This window comes from Pseudomonas sp. TS_SC_3 (genome assembly GCF_056156225.1).
Genome location: NZ_CM149586.1, coordinates 1954910 through 1972130, shown reverse-complemented (window position 1 = coordinate 1972130; position 17221 = coordinate 1954910). Strand labels below are relative to the sequence as shown.

The following is a 17221-nucleotide window of genomic DNA, read 5'->3' as shown; positions in this document are numbered from 1 at the left end:
CTGCAAGCCATAAGCCACCGGTAAAAGCCGGTGAGGTTGCTGCTTGAAACCGCCGGCTTGTCTCTGCTGGTATGATGCCCGCCTGATTTACTCAGTCTTTCGGAGCCTTGCATGAGTGTCGTTACCCGAGCAGCAGTCGAAGCCGCGTTGTCCCAATACACCGATCCGCACCTGAATCAGGACCCGGTCAGTGCCGGCTGTGTGCGTGACGTGGACATTCAGGGTGGGCAGGTCAAGGTGCGCCTGCAATTGGGTTACGCCGCCGGCCTGTTCAAAAGCGGCTGGGCGCAGATGCTGCAGATGGCCTTGGAAAATCTCGACGGTGTTGAGCGTGCTCAGGTGCAGGTCGATTGCGTGATCGAGGCGCACAAAGCGCAGGATCAGGTGCCGGCGCTGGCCAATGTGAAGAACGTGATTGCCGTAGCATCCGGCAAGGGCGGCGTGGGCAAATCCACCACGGCGGCCAACTTGGCGCTGGCGCTGGCACGCGAAGGTGCCAAGGTCGGCATTCTCGATGCCGATATCTATGGGCCGAGCCAGGGCATCATGTTCGGCATCGCGGAAGGCACGCGGCCGCAGGTGAAGGATCAGAAATGGTTCGTGCCGCTCAAGGCCCACGGTGTGGAAGTGATGTCCATGGCCTTTCTCACCGACGAAAACACCCCGGTGGTGTGGCGCGGGCCGATGGTTTCCGGCGCGCTGCTGCAGTTGATCACCCAGACCGCCTGGGATGACCTGGATTACCTGGTGGTCGATATGCCGCCAGGTACCGGCGATATCCAACTGACCCTGGCGCAGAAGGTACCGGTGGCCGGCGCTGTGATTGTAACCACTCCGCAGGATCTGGCGCTGCTGGATGCGAAAAAGGGCGTGGAGATGTTCCGTAAAGTGAATATCCCGGTGCTCGGTGTGGTGGAAAACATGGCCGTGCATATCTGCTCGAACTGCGGGCATGCCGAGCATCTGTTTGGCGAAGGCGGCGGCGAGAAACTCGCTGCGCAGTTTGGCGTCGATCTGCTGGCCTCGCTGCCGCTGTCGATGGCTATCCGTATGCAGTCCGATGGCGGCAAGCCAACTACCATCGCCGACCCGGAAAGCCAGATTGCGATGATCTATCAAGAAACGGCGCGTAACGTCGGTGCGCGTATCGCTCAGGGCGCAGCGCAGCAGGCGATGCCGAGCATTGTGATCAGCGAAGACTGATTCGGATGTGACGCACGCACGTGCGCCACATACTGCTCGCAGATAAATTAAGCGCCCATAAAAAAGCCCCACACTAGGTGGGGCTTTTTATCAAGCGGGGTTAGTGCAGGTTATACAACCTGAACTTCCTCAGCTTGCATGCCTTTCTGACCGCGGGTAGCGACGAAAGTCACTGCCTGGCCTTCTTTCAGGCTCTTGAATCCATCGCTCTGGATAGCTTTGAAGTGTACGAAGAGGTCGTCACCGGACTGTGGGGTGATGAAGCCGTAGCCTTTTTCATCGTTGAACCACTTAACGGTGCCATTCTGACGATTCGACATGTTATGTCTCCTAAAAATAATATTAACAGCCCTGGAAAAGCCCAGGCCGGGACTGAGTTGCAACGAGTACTAGGAGTCGTACGATGTTTGGATCGAAATCTAGGCATCATGAAGCGATTCGCGGTGACACATGCAGCACAGTGAGGAACACCATACCCGCTTTTAGCGCTAAGCGCGAATGCTCTGTGCATCTTTTTGTTATTTCGCCACAGGCTGATTCTGAGTGGGGTGTGCTCTGGGTGTTTTCAACAGTCTTTGAACCCAATCGCCCGGCCCGGTAAGATGCCTGCACTTTCAATTCTTCGCCTATAAGTAGGACACCCGCCATGAGCATCAAATCGGATAAGTGGATTCGCCGCATGGCTCAAGAGCACGGCATGATTGAGCCCTTTGTTGAGCGTCAGGTACGTGCCGAAGGTGCACAGCCACTGATCTCCTACGGTGTTTCCAGCTACGGCTACGATGTGCGCTGCGCCGATGAGTTCAAGGTGTTCACCAATATCAACTCGGCGACTGTAGACCCGAAGAACTTCGACGAAAAAAGCTTTGTTGATGTGAAAAGCGATGTCTGCATCATTCCGCCAAACTCCTTCGCTTTGGCGCGTACCGTAGAGTTCTTCCGTATTCCTCGTGATGTGCTGACCATTTGCCTCGGCAAAAGTACTTACGCGCGCTGCGGCATTATCGTCAACGTCACCCCGCTGGAACCTGAGTGGGAAGGCCACGTGACCTTGGAATTCTCCAACACCACCACTTTGCCGGCGAAGATCTACGCCAACGAGGGGGTGGCGCAGATGCTGTTCCTGCAGTCCGATGAAGCCTGTGAAGTTTCCTACAAGGATCGCGGTGGCAAGTACCAAGGGCAGCTGGGCGTTACTTTGCCTAGAGCCTAAGCAACCGATACAACAAAAAAGCCGGGCAATGCCCGGCTTTTTTGTTGGGCGCAGAAGTTACGGTGCTAGTGGCAATTCACGCTTGTGGCGGGTGTTGTCATAGGTGCGCACGATGATGGCATAGGCTTCCTCGCGTACTGGCTGGCCATGCAGGAAGGCGTCGATTTCGGCGTAGCTAACGCCGTGGGCTTCTTCATCGGGCTTGCCGGGGCGCAGTTCTTCCAGATCTGCGGTTGGAACTTTGAATACTAAGTTGTCTGGAGCGCCAAGATGCTTGGAAATGGCGCGCACCTGATTTTTTACCAGGCCGGACAGTGGTGCGAGGTCACAGGCACCGTCGCCGAATTTGGTGAAGAAACCCATCACCGCTTCGGCGGCGTGGTCGGTGCCGATCACCAGGCCGCTGTTAGCGTTGGCGATGGCGAACTGAGCAACCATGCGAATGCGCGCTTTGATATTGCCGGTGACAAAGTCGCGCCGGGCGTCGCTAAGCTTCTGCAGGTGAGTAACTTGTTCGCCGAGGCCCTGTACGCTGTCCGCGATATTCACGGTGTCTTCTTCATCGGCGCGAATGAACTGCAGCGAGGCCTGGGCGTCGTGCTCGTCGTGCTGAGTGCCGTGAGGCAGGCGCACGGCGATAAAGCGATAGGCGTTGTCGCCTGTCTCGCTGCGCAACTCTTCCACCGAAAGCTGCGCCAGACGGCCTGCGGTCAATGAATCGACGCCGCCACTGATGCCCAGTACCAGCACCTTCAGCCCAGAGTTACGCAGGCAGTGCTTGATAAACGTTTTGCGGCGCTCAATTTCAGCGACGAGCGTGCCTTCGTCAGTAAAAGGAGGCACCACATCGAGGGCGGCGGCAATTTCGGCTTGGCGGTTGCTCATTTCAAAGTCCTCATAGGGAGCAGAACACAGCTTATGCGGTCACGCGGCAGAAATATCCGGCTGTGTGGCATAAAGCCTTATCAAGTCGCAAAGCTTACGCTGAACGGGCTACAAAGTGCATGCCAGAGCTGCATGCACGTAGGTGGCTAATTCGCAGTAAAGTTACTCCAAGCCATTTTTAACCTAGCGATGCAACAGCCCGAAGGGCGGCTGCCGTGGATGGCAAGCATAAAAAAAGGGCGCTAAAAGCGCCCTCAAATGATCATCTGTGGAGTAAGTCCACTGTTTCGGAGTAGCAACTCATGCGGTGGTTCAATCACTGCCGACGAGCGGTCATTTAGCGATCGCTGCGCTTCAGTTTGTCGGCGTCAGCAGCAGGCGCTTGTTGCCATACACCTTGTCGAGGTTTTGCGACTGGAACGGGAAGCTCATATAGCCGCCCTTGAGCCAGGCATCGATGCCATCGGCATAGTGTTTGCTGGCGGGGTTGCCGGATTGTCCGGAGCTATTGAGGCCGATTAGCGGCTCTTCGCGGCCGAAATCGACGACAATGCGCATGGCCGGAATCAGCCAGGTGTCGAAGTTCTCGCCCCAGTTGTAAGCCGCCACGTTCAGCGTGCTGTGATCGCCGCCTGCCGGATAGGGGCCGCGATCCAGATAGCCTTTGATGGCGTTGATGCTGCTGCGTTGGCTGGAACTCATGTACTGCGCCAGTTGACTGGTTTCGGTGGTCCAGTTGTAAGTGTGCAGTTTGCCCCATTGCCAGGTGCTGCGTTCGCTGCCCAGTTTGCTTTCCAGTAGCGTCACTGCCCCAGCAAGGCTGCGAGCGAGGATGGTCGGTTTGTCTTCACGCTGCGCGGTGCGGGTGTCGTTCCAGAACGGGCTGTCTTCGCGGCCCAGTAAGTGGTCGGCCTGGGCGGAGTAGGAGCTGTTGGCGGTCTCGACCAAAGCCTTCCAGGCAGGTGTGCTGTCTGGCCCCAGTTCATCGAAGAAGGTGTCCCGTGCGCTCTGGTAGAGGAAGACGCTGTACAGCGCTGCGTCTGCCGAAGTGGCGGCCATTTTGCCGTCGAACTTCATCAGACGGCTGTGTGCTTCACGGGCTTTGCTGCGCTCGGCTGTCGGTAATGCGTCGATAGCCGCTTGCAGGCCTTCGGCCATGCCCGGCGCGCTGAACATGCTCTGTAGCTTGGCGACAAAGGGCGAGGTTTGGTCGTACTGCATGGCGATCATGCTTTGGGTGTCGTGCCGGCCAGTTGCGGCCAGCGCAGCGATGCGCTCGGCGCGTTCCGGGTAGAACCAGGAGTTGGACAGTTGCATGCCATAACCGCGCGGCACGGTGCGCTGGTTGGCGGTGCCCAGCCAGCCCTCTGGCGGGTCCTGGTCGTAGGGATGCAGCATCGGGTCGGCGAAACCGTCCCACTCATATTGGCTATCCCAGCCTGGGGAGGGCATCAGACCCAGGCCCGCACGGCGATTGGGGAAGCGTCCGGTGACTTGCCAGCCGATATGCTGGGCATCGGCAAACACGATGTTCAGCGGCATGGCGCGTACTTCGCGAGTGGCTTCAAAGGCCTGCTCGACCGACTGCGCGCGCGACAGGTCGAAGAAGGCATCGAGGGTTTTATCCGCTTCGAACTGGGTGGTTTTCAGCGCTAGGCCATAACCGCTGCTCAGCTGCATGGGTTGCAGCATATGTTTGCGTTCGCCAAGCACCGAATTCAACAGCGGGCCGTGGCGGGTTTCGAAAATGGTTTCGCGGATTGGCCGCTGGCCTTTGATAAAGAAGGTTTCCTGGCGTTCCTGCGCGGGTAGCCATTTGCCGTCGGCCAGGTAGTGCAGGCGGCCGCCCTGGCGTCTGACCTGCTCGAGGAACAGGTCCTGGTTGTCGCCCATGACCATGGTCATGCCCCAGCCCAGTTTGCCGTTGAAGCCGGCCACCACTGCCGGTACACCGGCAATCGACACACCGGCTGCCTGGTATTTGGGTGAGCGGATCTGTACGAAATTCCACACCGAGGGCATCGATAGCGGCAGGTGGGTGTCGTTGGCCAGCAGGCTTTTGCCGCTGCGCGTGCGCTGCGGGGCAAAGGCCCAGTTGTTCGACGCTGCCACGCCGAGCATATGCGCATCGGCAAACTGGCTGACGGCCGCGCTGACGTTGCTCAGGCCAGCCAGCTGGCCCTTGAGGTCGAGGCCTTTGAGTTTGGCAGCTTCTTCAACTGGCAGCGGCTCATCAGGGTAGGTTGGCAGCAGCCAGGCCAGTTGCTCGCTGCCGACTTTCTGCGCGAGCACCAGTGAGGCGATTTCTTCCTGCAGATTGACCGCCAGGCCGAAATTCAGCAGGCAGAACACCAGCACCGAATCTTCGGCCTTCCAGTAGGCCGGGCGATAGCCGGACTCGGCCAGGTCCATCGGCAGTTTGTCGCGGTAGCGGAACAGGTAGGCGTTGACCCCGCGGGCATAGACCTCGAAGAAACGTTTGATCCGCGGCGAGGCGTTGCTATAGAGCACTTCGGCGCTTTTCTTCAGGTTGACCGTACGCATGAAGCGGTCCATTTCCAGCACGCCGGGGCCGGCCATTTCGGCAAGGCGCCCCTCGGCCATCAGACGCAGGCCGACCATCTGGCTGAGACGGTCGCTGGCATGCACATAGCCCAGGGCGAACAGCGCGTCATGGAAGGTGGTGGTTTCGATCAGCGGCATGCCCAGCGGGTTGCGACGGATGACCACGCTCTGCGCCAGGCCCTTGACCTTTACGATGCCGTGGTCAGGGTGCACGCTGTCGCTGTAACGGCCGTTGAGAAATGACTGGCAACCCGTTAGCGCGACAACGGCCGTAAGAACGGCGGCGAGGCTGAGATGGGCCATGGGGCGAAACACGCGCGCTAGCATGCAGCAGGCTCCTTACGGATGAGTAGGGTCTATGGGGGCGCCTTCCGGCAAGTGCCTTGGCGTGCAGAGGCCGACGCTCTACGTTAGCCAGCGACCCCGCGACTGACAAGGCGCAGGGGTGGTGAATTCATGCGTTTTAGCGGGGTTGCGGCAGCGCGTCATCAAGCAACCAACGAGCCGCCGCGCGAGCCGCGGCTTTGTGCTGCAGTTCCAGTTCGCTGAAACGCTGCTCATGCTGGCGACGCACGCTTTTGTCCAGAGCCTTCCACTCGGCGTGGGTTGGCACTTGCGCGGTTGCCGCGAACAGTTGGTGAAAAACCTCACACTGCGGATTCTGGCTGAGGCTGCTGTCGTAATTATCCAGCAGCACCTTGATCCGGATCGCGCCTTCGATCAGCGGTAACTGGCCCTCGAGCAAGCTGCCTACCAGGATGCGCAGATCGCCCCCAATGCGGTCGCGCTGCGCGTTGAGCGCTTCGGCCTGGGCTTTCTCCCTGCGCCACACGCGCCGCCATAAATACAGGGCATACAGCGCCAGCCCGGCAATTAGTAAGGTGCTGGCGATCAAAGCGAGCAGAGTGAGGTCATTCATTTGTGTTTATGCACCGTGGCATTTTTTGAATTTCTTCAAGCTGCCGCAAGGGCAGGGATCGTTGCGGCCAACGTCTTTCAGGGCGTTGCGAACAGGCTCTTGATGGCCGTGATTGCAATCCGGGCCATGGACGTGGCCATGATCATGGTTGTGAGCGTGGTCGTGATTGCAGTCAGGGCCGTGAACGTGATCGTGCTGGGTCATGCGAATTACTCCGGGATAAAGTCACCGGGAATTATCTCGCCATTACGCGACATGTGCACGCTCCGTCCGAACATCCAGCCGGTTTTTACCGCACCTTGCAGCCGGTAGGGGATCGGTTCGTCGGGTTTTTCCAGCGCTTTGACGATTTGCCGCAGGTGTCGCCAAAGATTGGTGCGCACAGGAACGTTAAAGCTGTGGTGGCTGTGAGCCGGCACAGTGAAGGATACGTTTGACTCGCCCTCGGCGAGCTTTACCTGGTTTAGATGCACCACGTAGTCCAGCCCGCGCACGGGCAGGCTGAAGCTGTTGGGGTTATCGATACGAAAGCGCAGCGTGAAGTGCTGCTCCAGCAATTTGGCCTTGACCACATCGACTTTGACCAAGCGGACCTCAGGGTCTTTAAAATCCCCCGATGACCATGAGGAGCAACCGCCGAGGCCAGAAAGTAGGCCGAAATAGAGTAAAAGGCTGAGAATTCTTATCGTTTGCGCCTGATAAAACATTGCATACTCCGAATGACGCATCAGTGTAACAAGCAAGTGCTTGGCTGCAACCTGTTGTGAGGGTAAAAAAACCTGCGCCATACTGGGCTTCAAATAGGACAGGAGTGTGACCATGGCTCGCTATGAAATTGCCTTTAGTGCGCAACTGGTTCCAGGGGCTCAATTGACATTGGTCAAAGCCAACCTGGCGAAGTTGTTTCAGGCCGATGAACAGCGTCTGGCGTTGTTGTTTTCCGGGCGGCGTATCGTGATCAAAAGCAACCTGGATGCAGCCGGGGCGGAGAAATATCGCTCGACCCTAGAGCGCGCTGGAGCGGTGGCCGAAGTAACTTGCCTGGACGATGAGATCGAGGAAATCGAATTGGCACCGCCGCCTGTTGTAGCCTCCGCTCCAGTTGCTATGCCGGTTGCGGCGTCCGTTCAGGCTGTGGTTCCCAGTAAGCCCGCGGGGCGTCTAGAGGTGACGCCGCGCGATGAATACATGGCCGCATTCGCTGAGGTGGATGCGCCGGATTTCGGCATTGCGCCGTTGGGTGATGATGTACAGGACGGGAAGCCACAGGTGCAGGCTCCAGCCTTGGATTTGTCGCAGTTCAGTCTGGCGCCAGCCGGCAGCGATATGGGCGAGGCGAAAAAAGCCCCGGCTGCGCCTGCGCCGGATATTTCCCATCTCAAATTGCAGGATTAGTCTGCTGCGTGCAGAGAGTGTCTACGCGGTGCTTTTTGCGGGATTGATCCGCTTCAGCAGTCAAAAATAACTGGCGCAGCACTTCTTGAATTTCTGCCCGCTGTCGCAGGGGCATGCGTCATTGCGGCCACATTTCAACTCGACTGTGGGGTCAATGAAATACCAGCGGTCACTACGCACGAATGCCGAACGTTCGCGGTGGCTGTGCGCGCCGCTTCCGTCACGCCAGTGCGCGGTGAACGTGACATAGGCGTGCTGAGGTTCGCCCTCGACCAGTTGCGCCTCCTCAACCTCCAGGCTTAGCCAGGTGCTGCCCAGGCTCCAGGCCCGGATGGCGTCGTGGTCGAGCCCCGCTTGTTGGGCCGGTAGTGTGCTGCGCACAAGATAATCGACTAGCCCTAAGGCGTAGGCGCTATAGCGTGAACGCATCAAGGCTTCGGCGCTGTTTGGTGCCGCGCCTGCGTGATAGCGGCCGCAGCAATGCGTTAGCGATTGGGCGCTGCCACAGGGGCAGAGTGGGGTGTTCATGGGTTCACCACCAAAACTTGCCAAAGTTTTCCGGGTTGGCCCAAAACTTGGCATTCAGCCAGTCCGGCACTTGCTTGTAATCGAGTAGGTCATACGTGAACAGGTTCAGTGTCTGTTCATTGCGCTGGAAGCACTCACTGGCCTGCAGAGCCAGAGCAAAAAAGTCGGTCTCTTGCCATTCGCAGGCCTGCAGATCGACCAGTACCGCCATACGGCTGGCATTCAAGTTGCGAATACCGCCGAGTAATTGTAGTGCTGCCCGTTTGGGCAGGTGTTCGAGGCAATCGACCACTAACGCTAGATCAAACCGTTGTGCGGCCACCTCGTCTGGCAGTGTTGCTAAATTTGTGTGGGCAATATGACAGCTGGGATGTGCTTGGATAAATGCATCAATAGCCGGTAGTTCGCGGCTTCCAACGAGAAGCAGGCGTTCAGGGGTATAGCGCGCCAATAAGGCGGCCAGGGCTTGTTGGGGTGTTCGGGATGATAGCGCTGCAGGCATTACGACTCCTCACTTAATGCATAAAGACTAACGCGCGACGACTCCTTGGCCTAGCGTGGGTCGCATTACTAATGTGTGTGCATGTTCTCTGGCGTATTCAGTTTCTGGCGTCTTTACTTTGTCAGTATCGGTTTTTGCCGATTTACCAATGGGAGACGTATATATGAGCATCACCAGGAAAGCATTACCCCTGATTGTCGCAAGTACTTTTTTGACCGGCTGTGCCGGGGTGCAGAAAACGGATTGGCCAACCTGTGCCGCAGTCGGCGGTGTGGGCGGTGCTGCTCTGGGGGCGATTGAAAGCTCTAGCTGGGCGGGTGGTGGCGCAGTAATCGGCGCTGGCATGGCTGCTGCGTATTGCTGGGTGCATGGCGCCAGTGATGAGCAGGTTGTGGTGATTGAAGAAGTAGTTGAAGAAGTGGTGGTTGCCGAACCGGCCGAAGCCGTGCGCGTTGAGCTGGACGTTAAGTTTGACTTTGACAAGGCTCAGGTCAAACCAGAAAGTTATGGCGATATCAAAAACCTGGCTGACTTCCTGACCCAATACCCGCAAACCACCACGGTGGTTGAAGGTCATACCGACTCTGTGGGTAGCGATGCCTACAACCAGACCTTGTCTGAGCGCCGCGCCAATGCAGTACGTGACGTGCTGGTTAATCAGTACGGTGTAGGCAGTGATCGTGTCAATGCTGTGGGCTATGGCGAAACTCGTCCGGTTGCGGACAACGCCACTGCTGACGGTCGCGCTGTCAACCGCCGTGTAGAAGCTGAAGTAGAAGCTCGTCCTTGATCGTCTGGTCCCAGATGCTCTGAAGAAAACAAGCCAGACCCTCAGGGGTCTGGCTTGTGCAGCTTGAAGGGTAGGTCTTTACTCCTAAGTGACCGGCAGTAGCCGGTACTACAGGAGATTTCTACCATGAGAGTTAGAACCATCATGGGGGTAGCCCCCATTCTCTTGGTCAGCAGTGTTCTTTCAGGTTGCGTCACAACTTCCAGTACGGGAGATGCGCCACTCAACCAAGGGAACTGGCCCCTGTGCAGTGCAATTGGCGGTCTGACCGGTGCGGGTCTGGGCGCAATTGAAAGTTCTACGTGGGCAGCAGGTGGAGCCGTGGCCGGTGCGGTCATTGGTACGCTTATTTGTTACGCCCAAGATGGTGATGAAGACGGCGATGGCGTGTTTGATCGTCGTGACCGATGCCCAGGAACCCTTGCCAATACGCCGGTGCATCACAACGGCTGTCCGATCAAAGAATATGCCAGTACGCCAGCTGAAGCAGAGCCTGACCCCATCGAAGTTGTGGACCCGGTTCGGGTAGAACTGGATGTGAAGTTCGATTTCAACAAATCCGATGTTAAAGAAGACAGCCAGGCTGATATCAAGAGCCTTGCCGACTTTATGAAGCAGTACCCACAAACCACCACAACCGTTGAAGGCCATACCGACGCCATAGGTAGCGATGCCTATAACCAAGGATTGTCCGAGCACCGGGCCAATGCGGTGCGCGATGTGTTGGTCAATCAGCACGGTATCGACAGCGGTCGGGTTTCTTCTGTCGGATACGGTGAGTCGCGGCCCGTCGCCGATAATGACAGCGAGTCTGGGCGGGCGATTAATCGCCGGGTTGAAGCGCAGGTCGAGGCGCAGCCATCACCGATGTGACGTGCTGGTAAGCCGTTGCGAACGTACCCGCTGATTCGTCACGGCCTGCCAGGTAAAGGTAGCGTTAACCCAGTAAAAGCCATGAAGGTACTCAACTTTCATGGTTTTTACTGGGCTTCTGGCAGCACACACCCAAAGCAGATAAGGTGCAGCGAAATAAAAAACTGCTGGGGGGAGATATGAAAACATTTCTGACGTTGGGTAAAGCCCTGACGGCATTGTTCTGGGGCGTCGTAGTGGCAAATCTGCTGCAACCTTTTGCACAGCCTTTCGCGCTGCTGTTGAACAGCGCTGGAACTTTTATTCTGCTGGTCCATGCACTTGAGCTGTGGTTTTTTGATAAGCGCATCGCCGCTTGCCCCAAGCCAGTTCAAGAACAGGTTCAAGTCATGTTGTTCGGGATTTTTCAACTGCTTGGCTTGCCCACTGCGCAAACGGCTGTTGACGGCGCAGCAGAGCCTGAGCAATCGCTGCAGATGGAGGCAGAAAATGCGTAAGTTGCTCGCCCTCGCTGCGCTCTTCAGTCCACTGGTGCTCGCCCAAGCGGTGATTGAAGTTGACTCCCATACGGTTATGCGTCTGCCGAGTAATACCAGCGTGCTGCTGCTGGACCGCTTGGAGATTGCCGATCACGGCACCTTGTTGATTCCGGCTGGTTTAACCGAAATCCGTGTGGCGCAGCTAAGCCTGGGGCGCGATGCGCGGCTGGCGATAGCGCCCAGTGATCAAGCACTACGCCTTGAAGTGGCTGCTGCCGAGATTGCCAGCGGCGCACAGATCAGTGCGCGCGGCGCCAAAGGCAGTGCTGAAAAACCGGCGTTGCCGGGGCGTAACCTAAGCCTGCGTTTGCAGGCCGTAACTCTGGAAAGCCTGGTGCTGGATGCCCGCGGCGGTCCAGGTGCGCCTGGCTATGCCGGCCTTGCCGGTGCCGATGGCAAAGCGGGTGGCTGCACCTGGGGTGAAGCCAGTCGCGGTCACGATGGCCTGAATGGCGGTGACGGCCAGCCGGGTGCTGCCGGCGCACAGGTGCGCTTGGAAGTCCCGCAAGGTTTCCCGGTTGAGCAGGTCCAGGTGCGTTTGGACGGCGGCAGCGGCGGTCAGCCGGGTGCGCCGGGTGCGGGTGGCGAAGGTGGCGTGAGCAAAGGGTGCTGGTTGTACAGCACCGATGGCGCTCGTGACGGCAAACCCGGGCGGGCAGGGCGGGCGGGTGAGCCAGGCCCGGCAGGCGCTCTGAATGTGGTGCAGTTCTAATCGATCATGTGTGCCCAACCGCTGTCGCTCGGGCAGCGGTTGCCAAAGCCTAGTTAGAACGTAGGACGGATGCCGGCGACTGCCACCACTAACATCCCGATCAGCAAGTTGATACCGACCAGCCGACGAATACGGCCAAGAACCGCGCCGCCGTTCGGCCAATCCTCCGCTGCAACTGCGCGGCGCAATTCAGGCAATTGCAGTATCTGAATGCGCAGAAACAGCGCCAGCATGACGATATACAGCCCCATCATGATGTGCACATAGCGCGGCGCGGTGTCGAAGCCGCTAAAACGTAAATGCAGCATGCCCACGCCGGTCACCGGCAGCACAAGCACCGCCGCCCATACCCAGTAGAAAAATCGCGGGAAGACTTCCAGCCAGAGTTTCAGGCGGGGCGGGGCTTCTAGTGCGGCAACGGCGGCCGGGCGCAGAATCATCCAGGCGAAGAACATGCCGCCCACCCAGACCAGAGCGGCCAGCAGGTGTAGGCTGTAAATGAAGGCGTAAGGGGTCATGCGGCACTCCTGATTCTCAGCGCTGTATCGATTAGCGCGCTATGATAGCCGCCGCTTACAAACACTGAAAATTTATCCAGCCTTTCGCACCTAGATCCCATGCTCAGTACCGAACTAAAGTCCCAGATCCAGGGCGCCTATTCTCGTTTTCTCGAAGCCAAGTCGCTTAAACCGCGCTATGGCCAGCGCCTGATGATTGCCGAAATCGCCAAGGTGCTGGGTGCGATCAAAACTGATGAAGAGGGCCGCCGCCTGGGTGATCCCGCGGTGGTGGCAGTGGAGGCAGGCACCGGTACGGGCAAGACTGTGGCCTACAGTTTGGCGGCGATCCCCACCGCCAAGGCAGCAGGTAAGCGCCTGGTGATCGCTACGGCCACCGTGGCTCTGCAAGAGCAGATTGTGCACAAGGACCTGCCGGACCTGATGCGCAACAGCGGTCTTAACTTCAGTTTCGCCCTGGCCAAGGGGCGCGGGCGTTATTTGTGTTTGTCCAAGCTGGATATGCTGCTGCAGGAAGGCCAAGCGCAAAGCGCCACCGCTCAGCTGTTCGAGGAAGAAGGTTTCAAAATTGATGTGGATGAGCAGAGCCAGAAGCTGTTCACCGCGATGATTGAAAAACTCGCCGGCAATAAATGGGACGGTGATCGCGACAGCTGGCCGGAAGAGCTGGAAGACGTTCGCTGGTCGCAACTGACTACCGATCACAGCCAGTGCACCAGCCGCCACTGCCCTAACTTTCAGCAGTGTGCTTTTTATAAGGCGCGCGAGGGTATGGGCAAGGTTGACGTCATCGTCACCAACCATGACATGGTCCTGGCTGACCTGGCGCTCGGCGGTGGCGCGGTGCTGCCGGACCCGCGCGACACCCTTTATGTGTTCGACGAAGGTCATCACCTGCCGGACAAGGCCATCAGCCATTTTGCTCATTTCACTCGCCTGCGATCGACCGCTGACTGGCTTGAGCAGACGGCCAAGAACCTCAGTAAATTGCTTGCCCAGCATCCGTTGCCGGGTGACTTGGGCCGTTTGATCGAGCAAGTGCCAGAGCTGGCGCGGGAGCTCAAGACCCATCAGCAGTTCATGTTCGCCGCCTGCGAGCAGGTCGCTGAATTTAAGCCGGGTGAGGATATGCAGGGGCGTGAGCGGCCGCTGCACCGCTTTGTCGGTGGTGTGGTTCCGCCGCACTTGATCGAGCTGGGCGTGGAACTGAAGAAAGGCTTCTCCAAGCTGACCGAACTGTTTACTGGTGTGACCGAGCAGCTCAAGGAAGCCATGGACGGCGAGGCCACCGTTGGCATTGCTAGTCATCAGGCCGAAGAATGGTATCCGCTGTTCGGCAGCTTACTGGCCCGTGCTCAGGGCAGTTGGGAGTTGTGGCTGGCCTTTACCGCCGAAGACCCGGAGGAAAGTCCGCCGATGGCGCGTTGGCTGACCCTGGCTGACAGCGGAGCGTTATTCGATATTGAGGTGAACGCCAGCCCCATTCTGGCGGCTGAAACCTTGCGCCGAAATTTATGGAATGTCGCCTACGGTGCCCTGGTGACCTCGGCGACTCTTACGGCGCTGGGCACCTTTGATCGCTATCGCATGCGCGCAGGCTTGCCCAAAGTGGCGGTTACCGCCGTCGTCCCCAGTCCGTTTCACCATGCCGATGCCGGCGTACTGCGGGTGCCCAACCTCAATGCAGACCCGCGGGATGCGGTGGCACACACGGCCGCGATTATCCGTGAGTTACCGAGTTTGGTTGAGGGCTCGCGCGGCACCCTGGTGCTGTTTTCCTCGCGCAAACAAATGCAGGACGTTTTCGAGGGGCTGGATCGTGATTGGCGCAAGCGGGTGTTTATCCAGGGCAACCTGTCTAAACAGGAAACCCTCAACAAGCACAAAGCGCGGGTCGATTCCGGTGAGGAAAGCGTGCTGTTTGGTCTGGCCAGCTTTGCCGAGGGCGTCGATCTGCCGGGTGCCTACTGCGAGCATGTGGTGATCGCGAAGATCCCCTTTGCGGTGCCGGATGACCCGGTGGAAGCGGCGCTGGCCGAGTGGATCGAAGCGCGCGGCGGCAACCCTTTTATGGAGATTGCCGTGCCGGATGCTTCTTTGCGCCTGGTGCAGGCATGCGGCCGCTTACTGCGTACTGAAGCGGATCGCGGCATTATTACCTTGCTGGATCGGCGTGTGGTTACGCAGCGCTACGGTAAGTCGATTCTTAACGCCTTACCGCCGTTTCGGCGGGAAATCAGCTAGTACCCGCCTGTCGGTATAGAGCAACTCGGAGCGCTGCGCACGCTCCAAATGGCACATGTACAACGCCCTGATAGCTTCAGGGCCAGAATTTCGCTCCGGGCATTCTTGCCTGGAGCGGTCGAAACAATGGGGGAGTGGTTCGTGAAGGTTAAACGCAGGCTGCAGACAGGTGTGTTGCTATCAGCGCTGTTGGGGTATTGCGGTGTTGTGCTGGCGGCTGAACAGCAGGAGTTGTTCAACTTTGTCCGGCCGATGGATGCCGTACAGGTGACCACGCAGGATGCTGATCTGCCCAATCGCATCGGCGAACCGACTCCGCAAGGCGAGGTGCTGCGCCGGGTAACCTTCCACCCTGCCGATCAGCCGAGCCTACGGCTGACCCCGCAAAACGCTAGCTGGGACTGGTCGCAGCAGGCATCGGTTAGCCTGCGCGTACAAAACGCCATGGATTGGGCGCTGACCCTGGATGTGCTGATTGAGAGCGCGGACGGCCAGCGGCTGAGTACGCGTATCGCCCTGCCAGCCGGCCCTGCGCAAACCCTGTTGATTCCTTTGCAGGCGACCTCGCCCCGTGATCAGGGTATGCGTGCCGGCGTGCCGATGCCTTGGACGCATAAAGGTCAGCGCCTGCTGTTGGCGGATACGGTCGCTGGTGCACTGGACCTGAGCAAGGTCAGCGCGGTCACCCTGTCCATGCCGCAGCCGAAAGCGGCGCAACATATTCTGATCAGTCAGTTTGGCGTGAGCACCGAGCCGCTGTCGGCGGCAGCCTATGCCGGAATCGTCGACCGTTACGGCCAGTTCACGAGGGCCGATTGGCCGGGCAAGGTCAAGAACGATGAGCAGCTGAAGCAGGCGGTGGCTCAGGAACAGAAGCAACTAAATGCCTGGCTGGCTCAACGTCCGGCGCAGGACAAATTTGCGGGCTGGACTGGTGGGCAGCCGTTTGAAGCGAGCGGCTTCTTCCGTACCGAAAAGCGCGACGGCCGTTGGTTTCTGGTGACGCCTGAGGGTAACCCGTTCTATTCACTCGGCGTCAATGCGGTGACCGCGCAGCAGAGCGCTACCTACGTTGAGGGGCGTGAGGCGATGTTTGCCGGCTTGCCGCAGCAGGGCGAGGCGCTTGCGGCTTATTTCGGCACCTCTGACAGTCGCAGCGATACGGGCGCCAACCAGGGCCGGGCTTTTGCCAGCGGGCGCTGGTTTGATTTCTACAAGGCCAACCTGCAGCGCAGTTATGGCCAGGTTGACCCGGTTGCCTGGCGTACGCTGAGCCAGGACCGCCTGCAGGCCTGGGGTTTCAATACCCTGGGTAACTGGAGCGAGCCTGCCTTTGGCGGCGATACGCGCATGCCGTTCAGCATTCCGCTGTCGATCCATGGTGATTACGCCACCATCAGCACTGGCGTCGATTGGTGGGGCGCGATGCCTGACCCGTTCGACCCGCGGTTTGCCATGGCTACCGAGCGCGCGGTGGCAATCGCTTCGCGCGATCACCGCGACAACCCCTGGCTGCTCGGCTATTTCGCCGATAACGAGCTGGCCTGGGCCGGCCCTGCGGAGGACCCCAACGGTCGTTACGCCCTGGCGTACGCCACGCTGCGCCTGACCACCGATGTGCCGGCCAAGCGTGCGTTCCTCAAGCAGCTACGCGACAAATACCGCAATCAGAATGGCCTGTCCCGTGCCTGGGGCATCGAGCTGCCGGCCTGGGAACTGATGGAAGATCCGGGCTTTAAAGCGCCACTGCCAAGTGCCGAATTCCCGGCCATCGAGAAGGACATGCAGGCATTCTTGCGCCTGTATGCCGACACCTACTTCAAAACCATCGCCGACTCGCTTGATTGGCACGCGCCCAATCACTTGCTGCTGGGCGGCCGTTTCGCCAGCAGCATTCCCGAGGCGGTGAATGCCTGTGCAAGTTTCTGCGATGTGTTGAGCTTCAACTTCTACACCCGCGAGCCACAGCACGGTTATGACTTCGCCATGTTGCGCCAGCTGGACAAGCCGCTGATGGTCACCGAGTTCCACTTTGGTTCGCGTGACCGTGGGCCGTTCTGGGGTGGCGTTGCCGAGGTATACAAGGAAGAGGAGCGCGGCCCGGCCTATGCGCATTTTCTGAGCAAGGCTCTGGAAGAGCCGCAGATCGTAGGCTTGCACTGGTTCCAGTACCTCGATCAGCCGGTTACTGGGCGTTTGCTGGACGGTGAGAATGGTCACTTGGGCCTGGTCGGGATCACCGATCGGCCGTGGGAGTGGTTTGTCAAAGCCGTGCGCCAAGCCAATCTGGACGTGCCGGAAGCCCTGCTCAAGCCAGCTGCGGCGACGCCGTAGC

The 17221-nt window shown here is 58.8% G+C and carries 17 protein-coding genes and 1 pseudogene; 9 read left to right on the top strand and 9 right to left on the bottom strand.

Features of this window, described 5'->3' with window-relative positions; all coding sequences use genetic code 11:
- Positions 1–111 precede the first annotated feature (111 nt).
- Positions 112–1203 carry an iron-sulfur cluster carrier protein ApbC gene (apbC, locus tag AC0J6G_RS09560; RefSeq protein WP_475253453.1) on the top strand — a complete coding sequence of 364 codons (1092 nt, stop codon included), beginning with the start codon at positions 112–114 and terminating at the stop codon, positions 1201–1203.
- Positions 1204–1313: 110 nt separating this feature from the next.
- On the opposite strand, the gene AC0J6G_RS09555 is transcribed toward apbC, so the two are convergent.
- Complete coding sequence (locus AC0J6G_RS09555) at positions 1314–1523, bottom strand: cold-shock protein (RefSeq protein ID WP_090242762.1); 210 nt, start codon at positions 1521–1523, stop codon at positions 1314–1316.
- A 326-nt stretch (positions 1524–1849) separates the two neighbouring features.
- Here AC0J6G_RS09555 and dcd point away from each other — a divergent pair, with 326 nt between their 5' ends.
- Positions 1850–2416 carry a dCTP deaminase gene (gene dcd / locus AC0J6G_RS09550; protein ID WP_090384763.1) on the top strand — a complete coding sequence of 189 codons (567 nt, stop codon included), beginning with the start codon at positions 1850–1852 and terminating at the stop codon, positions 2414–2416.
- Between the two features lie 57 nt (positions 2417–2473).
- On the opposite strand, the gene nadE is transcribed toward dcd, so the two are convergent.
- The 5 genes from nadE to AC0J6G_RS09525 form a co-directional block, all read right to left on the bottom strand.
- The gene (gene nadE, locus AC0J6G_RS09545; RefSeq protein ID WP_475253450.1) at positions 2474–3301 is read right to left on the bottom strand and encodes an ammonia-dependent NAD(+) synthetase; all 828 of its coding nucleotides are present in this window, start codon (positions 3299–3301) and stop codon (positions 2474–2476) included.
- Positions 3302–3655: 354 nt separating this feature from the next.
- Positions 3656–6169 carry a penicillin acylase family protein gene (locus AC0J6G_RS09540; RefSeq protein ID WP_475253669.1) on the bottom strand — a complete coding sequence of 838 codons (2514 nt, stop codon included), beginning with the start codon at positions 6167–6169 and terminating at the stop codon, positions 3656–3658.
- A gap of 160 nt (positions 6170–6329) precedes the next feature.
- Complete coding sequence (locus AC0J6G_RS09535; RefSeq protein ID WP_475253448.1) at positions 6330–6785, bottom strand: DUF2489 domain-containing protein; 456 nt, start codon at positions 6783–6785, stop codon at positions 6330–6332.
- A gap of 6 nt (positions 6786–6791) precedes the next feature.
- Positions 6792–6989, bottom strand: a complete 198-nt coding sequence (locus AC0J6G_RS09530) for an SEC-C metal-binding domain-containing protein (RefSeq protein ID WP_475253446.1) — start codon at positions 6987–6989, stop codon at positions 6792–6794.
- A 5-nt stretch (positions 6990–6994) separates the two neighbouring features.
- A complete protein-coding gene (locus tag AC0J6G_RS09525) occupies positions 6995–7492 on the bottom strand; it encodes an LEA/WHy family protein (protein WP_475253444.1) in 498 nt (165 codons plus the stop codon).
- A gap of 112 nt (positions 7493–7604) precedes the next feature.
- Here AC0J6G_RS09525 and AC0J6G_RS09520 point away from each other — a divergent pair, with 112 nt between their 5' ends.
- Positions 7605–8180, top strand: coding sequence for a hypothetical protein (locus AC0J6G_RS09520; protein WP_475253442.1), 576 nt, complete (start codon positions 7605–7607; stop codon positions 8178–8180).
- A 60-nt stretch (positions 8181–8240) separates the two neighbouring features.
- Here AC0J6G_RS09520 and AC0J6G_RS09515 read toward each other — a convergent pair whose 3' ends face one another.
- Both AC0J6G_RS09515 and AC0J6G_RS09510 read right to left on the bottom strand, forming a co-directional pair.
- Entirely contained in the window at positions 8241–8708 is a 468-nt protein-coding gene (locus AC0J6G_RS09515; protein WP_475253440.1) for a YchJ family protein, read from the bottom strand.
- Between the two features lie 4 nt (positions 8709–8712).
- Positions 8713–9210: a DUF6231 family protein gene (locus tag AC0J6G_RS09510; protein ID WP_475253438.1), complete on the bottom strand. Its 498-nt coding sequence runs from the start codon at positions 9208–9210 to the stop codon at positions 8713–8715.
- Between the two features lie 436 nt (positions 9211–9646).
- Here AC0J6G_RS09510 and AC0J6G_RS09505 point away from each other — a divergent pair.
- From AC0J6G_RS09505 to AC0J6G_RS09490, 4 genes and pseudogenes are all read left to right on the top strand, one after another.
- A pseudogene (locus AC0J6G_RS09505) lies at positions 9647–10000 on the top strand (OmpA family protein); the annotation flags it as partial.
- A 126-nt stretch (positions 10001–10126) separates the two neighbouring features.
- Positions 10127–10873 carry a PA1041 family peptidoglycan-binding anchor lipoprotein gene (locus AC0J6G_RS09500; RefSeq protein ID WP_475253436.1) on the top strand — a complete coding sequence of 249 codons (747 nt, stop codon included), beginning with the start codon at positions 10127–10129 and terminating at the stop codon, positions 10871–10873.
- 179 nt (positions 10874–11052) lie between these two features.
- Entirely contained in the window at positions 11053–11370 is a 318-nt protein-coding gene (locus tag AC0J6G_RS09495; protein WP_475253434.1) for a DUF1145 domain-containing protein, read from the top strand.
- The gene (locus AC0J6G_RS09490; protein WP_475253432.1) at positions 11363–12124 is read left to right on the top strand and encodes a collagen-like protein; all 762 of its coding nucleotides are present in this window, start codon (positions 11363–11365) and stop codon (positions 12122–12124) included. The genes AC0J6G_RS09495 and AC0J6G_RS09490 overlap by 8 nt, the downstream gene beginning before the upstream one ends.
- A gap of 53 nt (positions 12125–12177) precedes the next feature.
- Here the strand turns inward: AC0J6G_RS09490 and AC0J6G_RS09485 are convergent, their stop codons facing one another.
- On the bottom strand, positions 12178–12642 hold the full coding sequence (locus AC0J6G_RS09485) for a CopD family protein (protein ID WP_475253430.1): 465 nt from the start codon (positions 12640–12642) through the stop codon (positions 12178–12180).
- Positions 12643–12741: 99 nt separating this feature from the next.
- Here AC0J6G_RS09485 and dinG point away from each other — a divergent pair, with 99 nt between their 5' ends.
- A complete protein-coding gene (gene dinG, locus AC0J6G_RS09480) occupies positions 12742–14886 on the top strand; it encodes an ATP-dependent DNA helicase DinG (protein ID WP_475253428.1) in 2145 nt (714 codons plus the stop codon).
- A gap of 171 nt (positions 14887–15057) precedes the next feature.
- Positions 15058–17220 (top strand): beta-agarase, encoded by a 2163-nt coding sequence (locus tag AC0J6G_RS09475; RefSeq protein ID WP_475253667.1) that lies wholly within the window; start codon positions 15058–15060, stop codon positions 17218–17220.
- Position 17221: the final 1 nt, after the last annotated feature.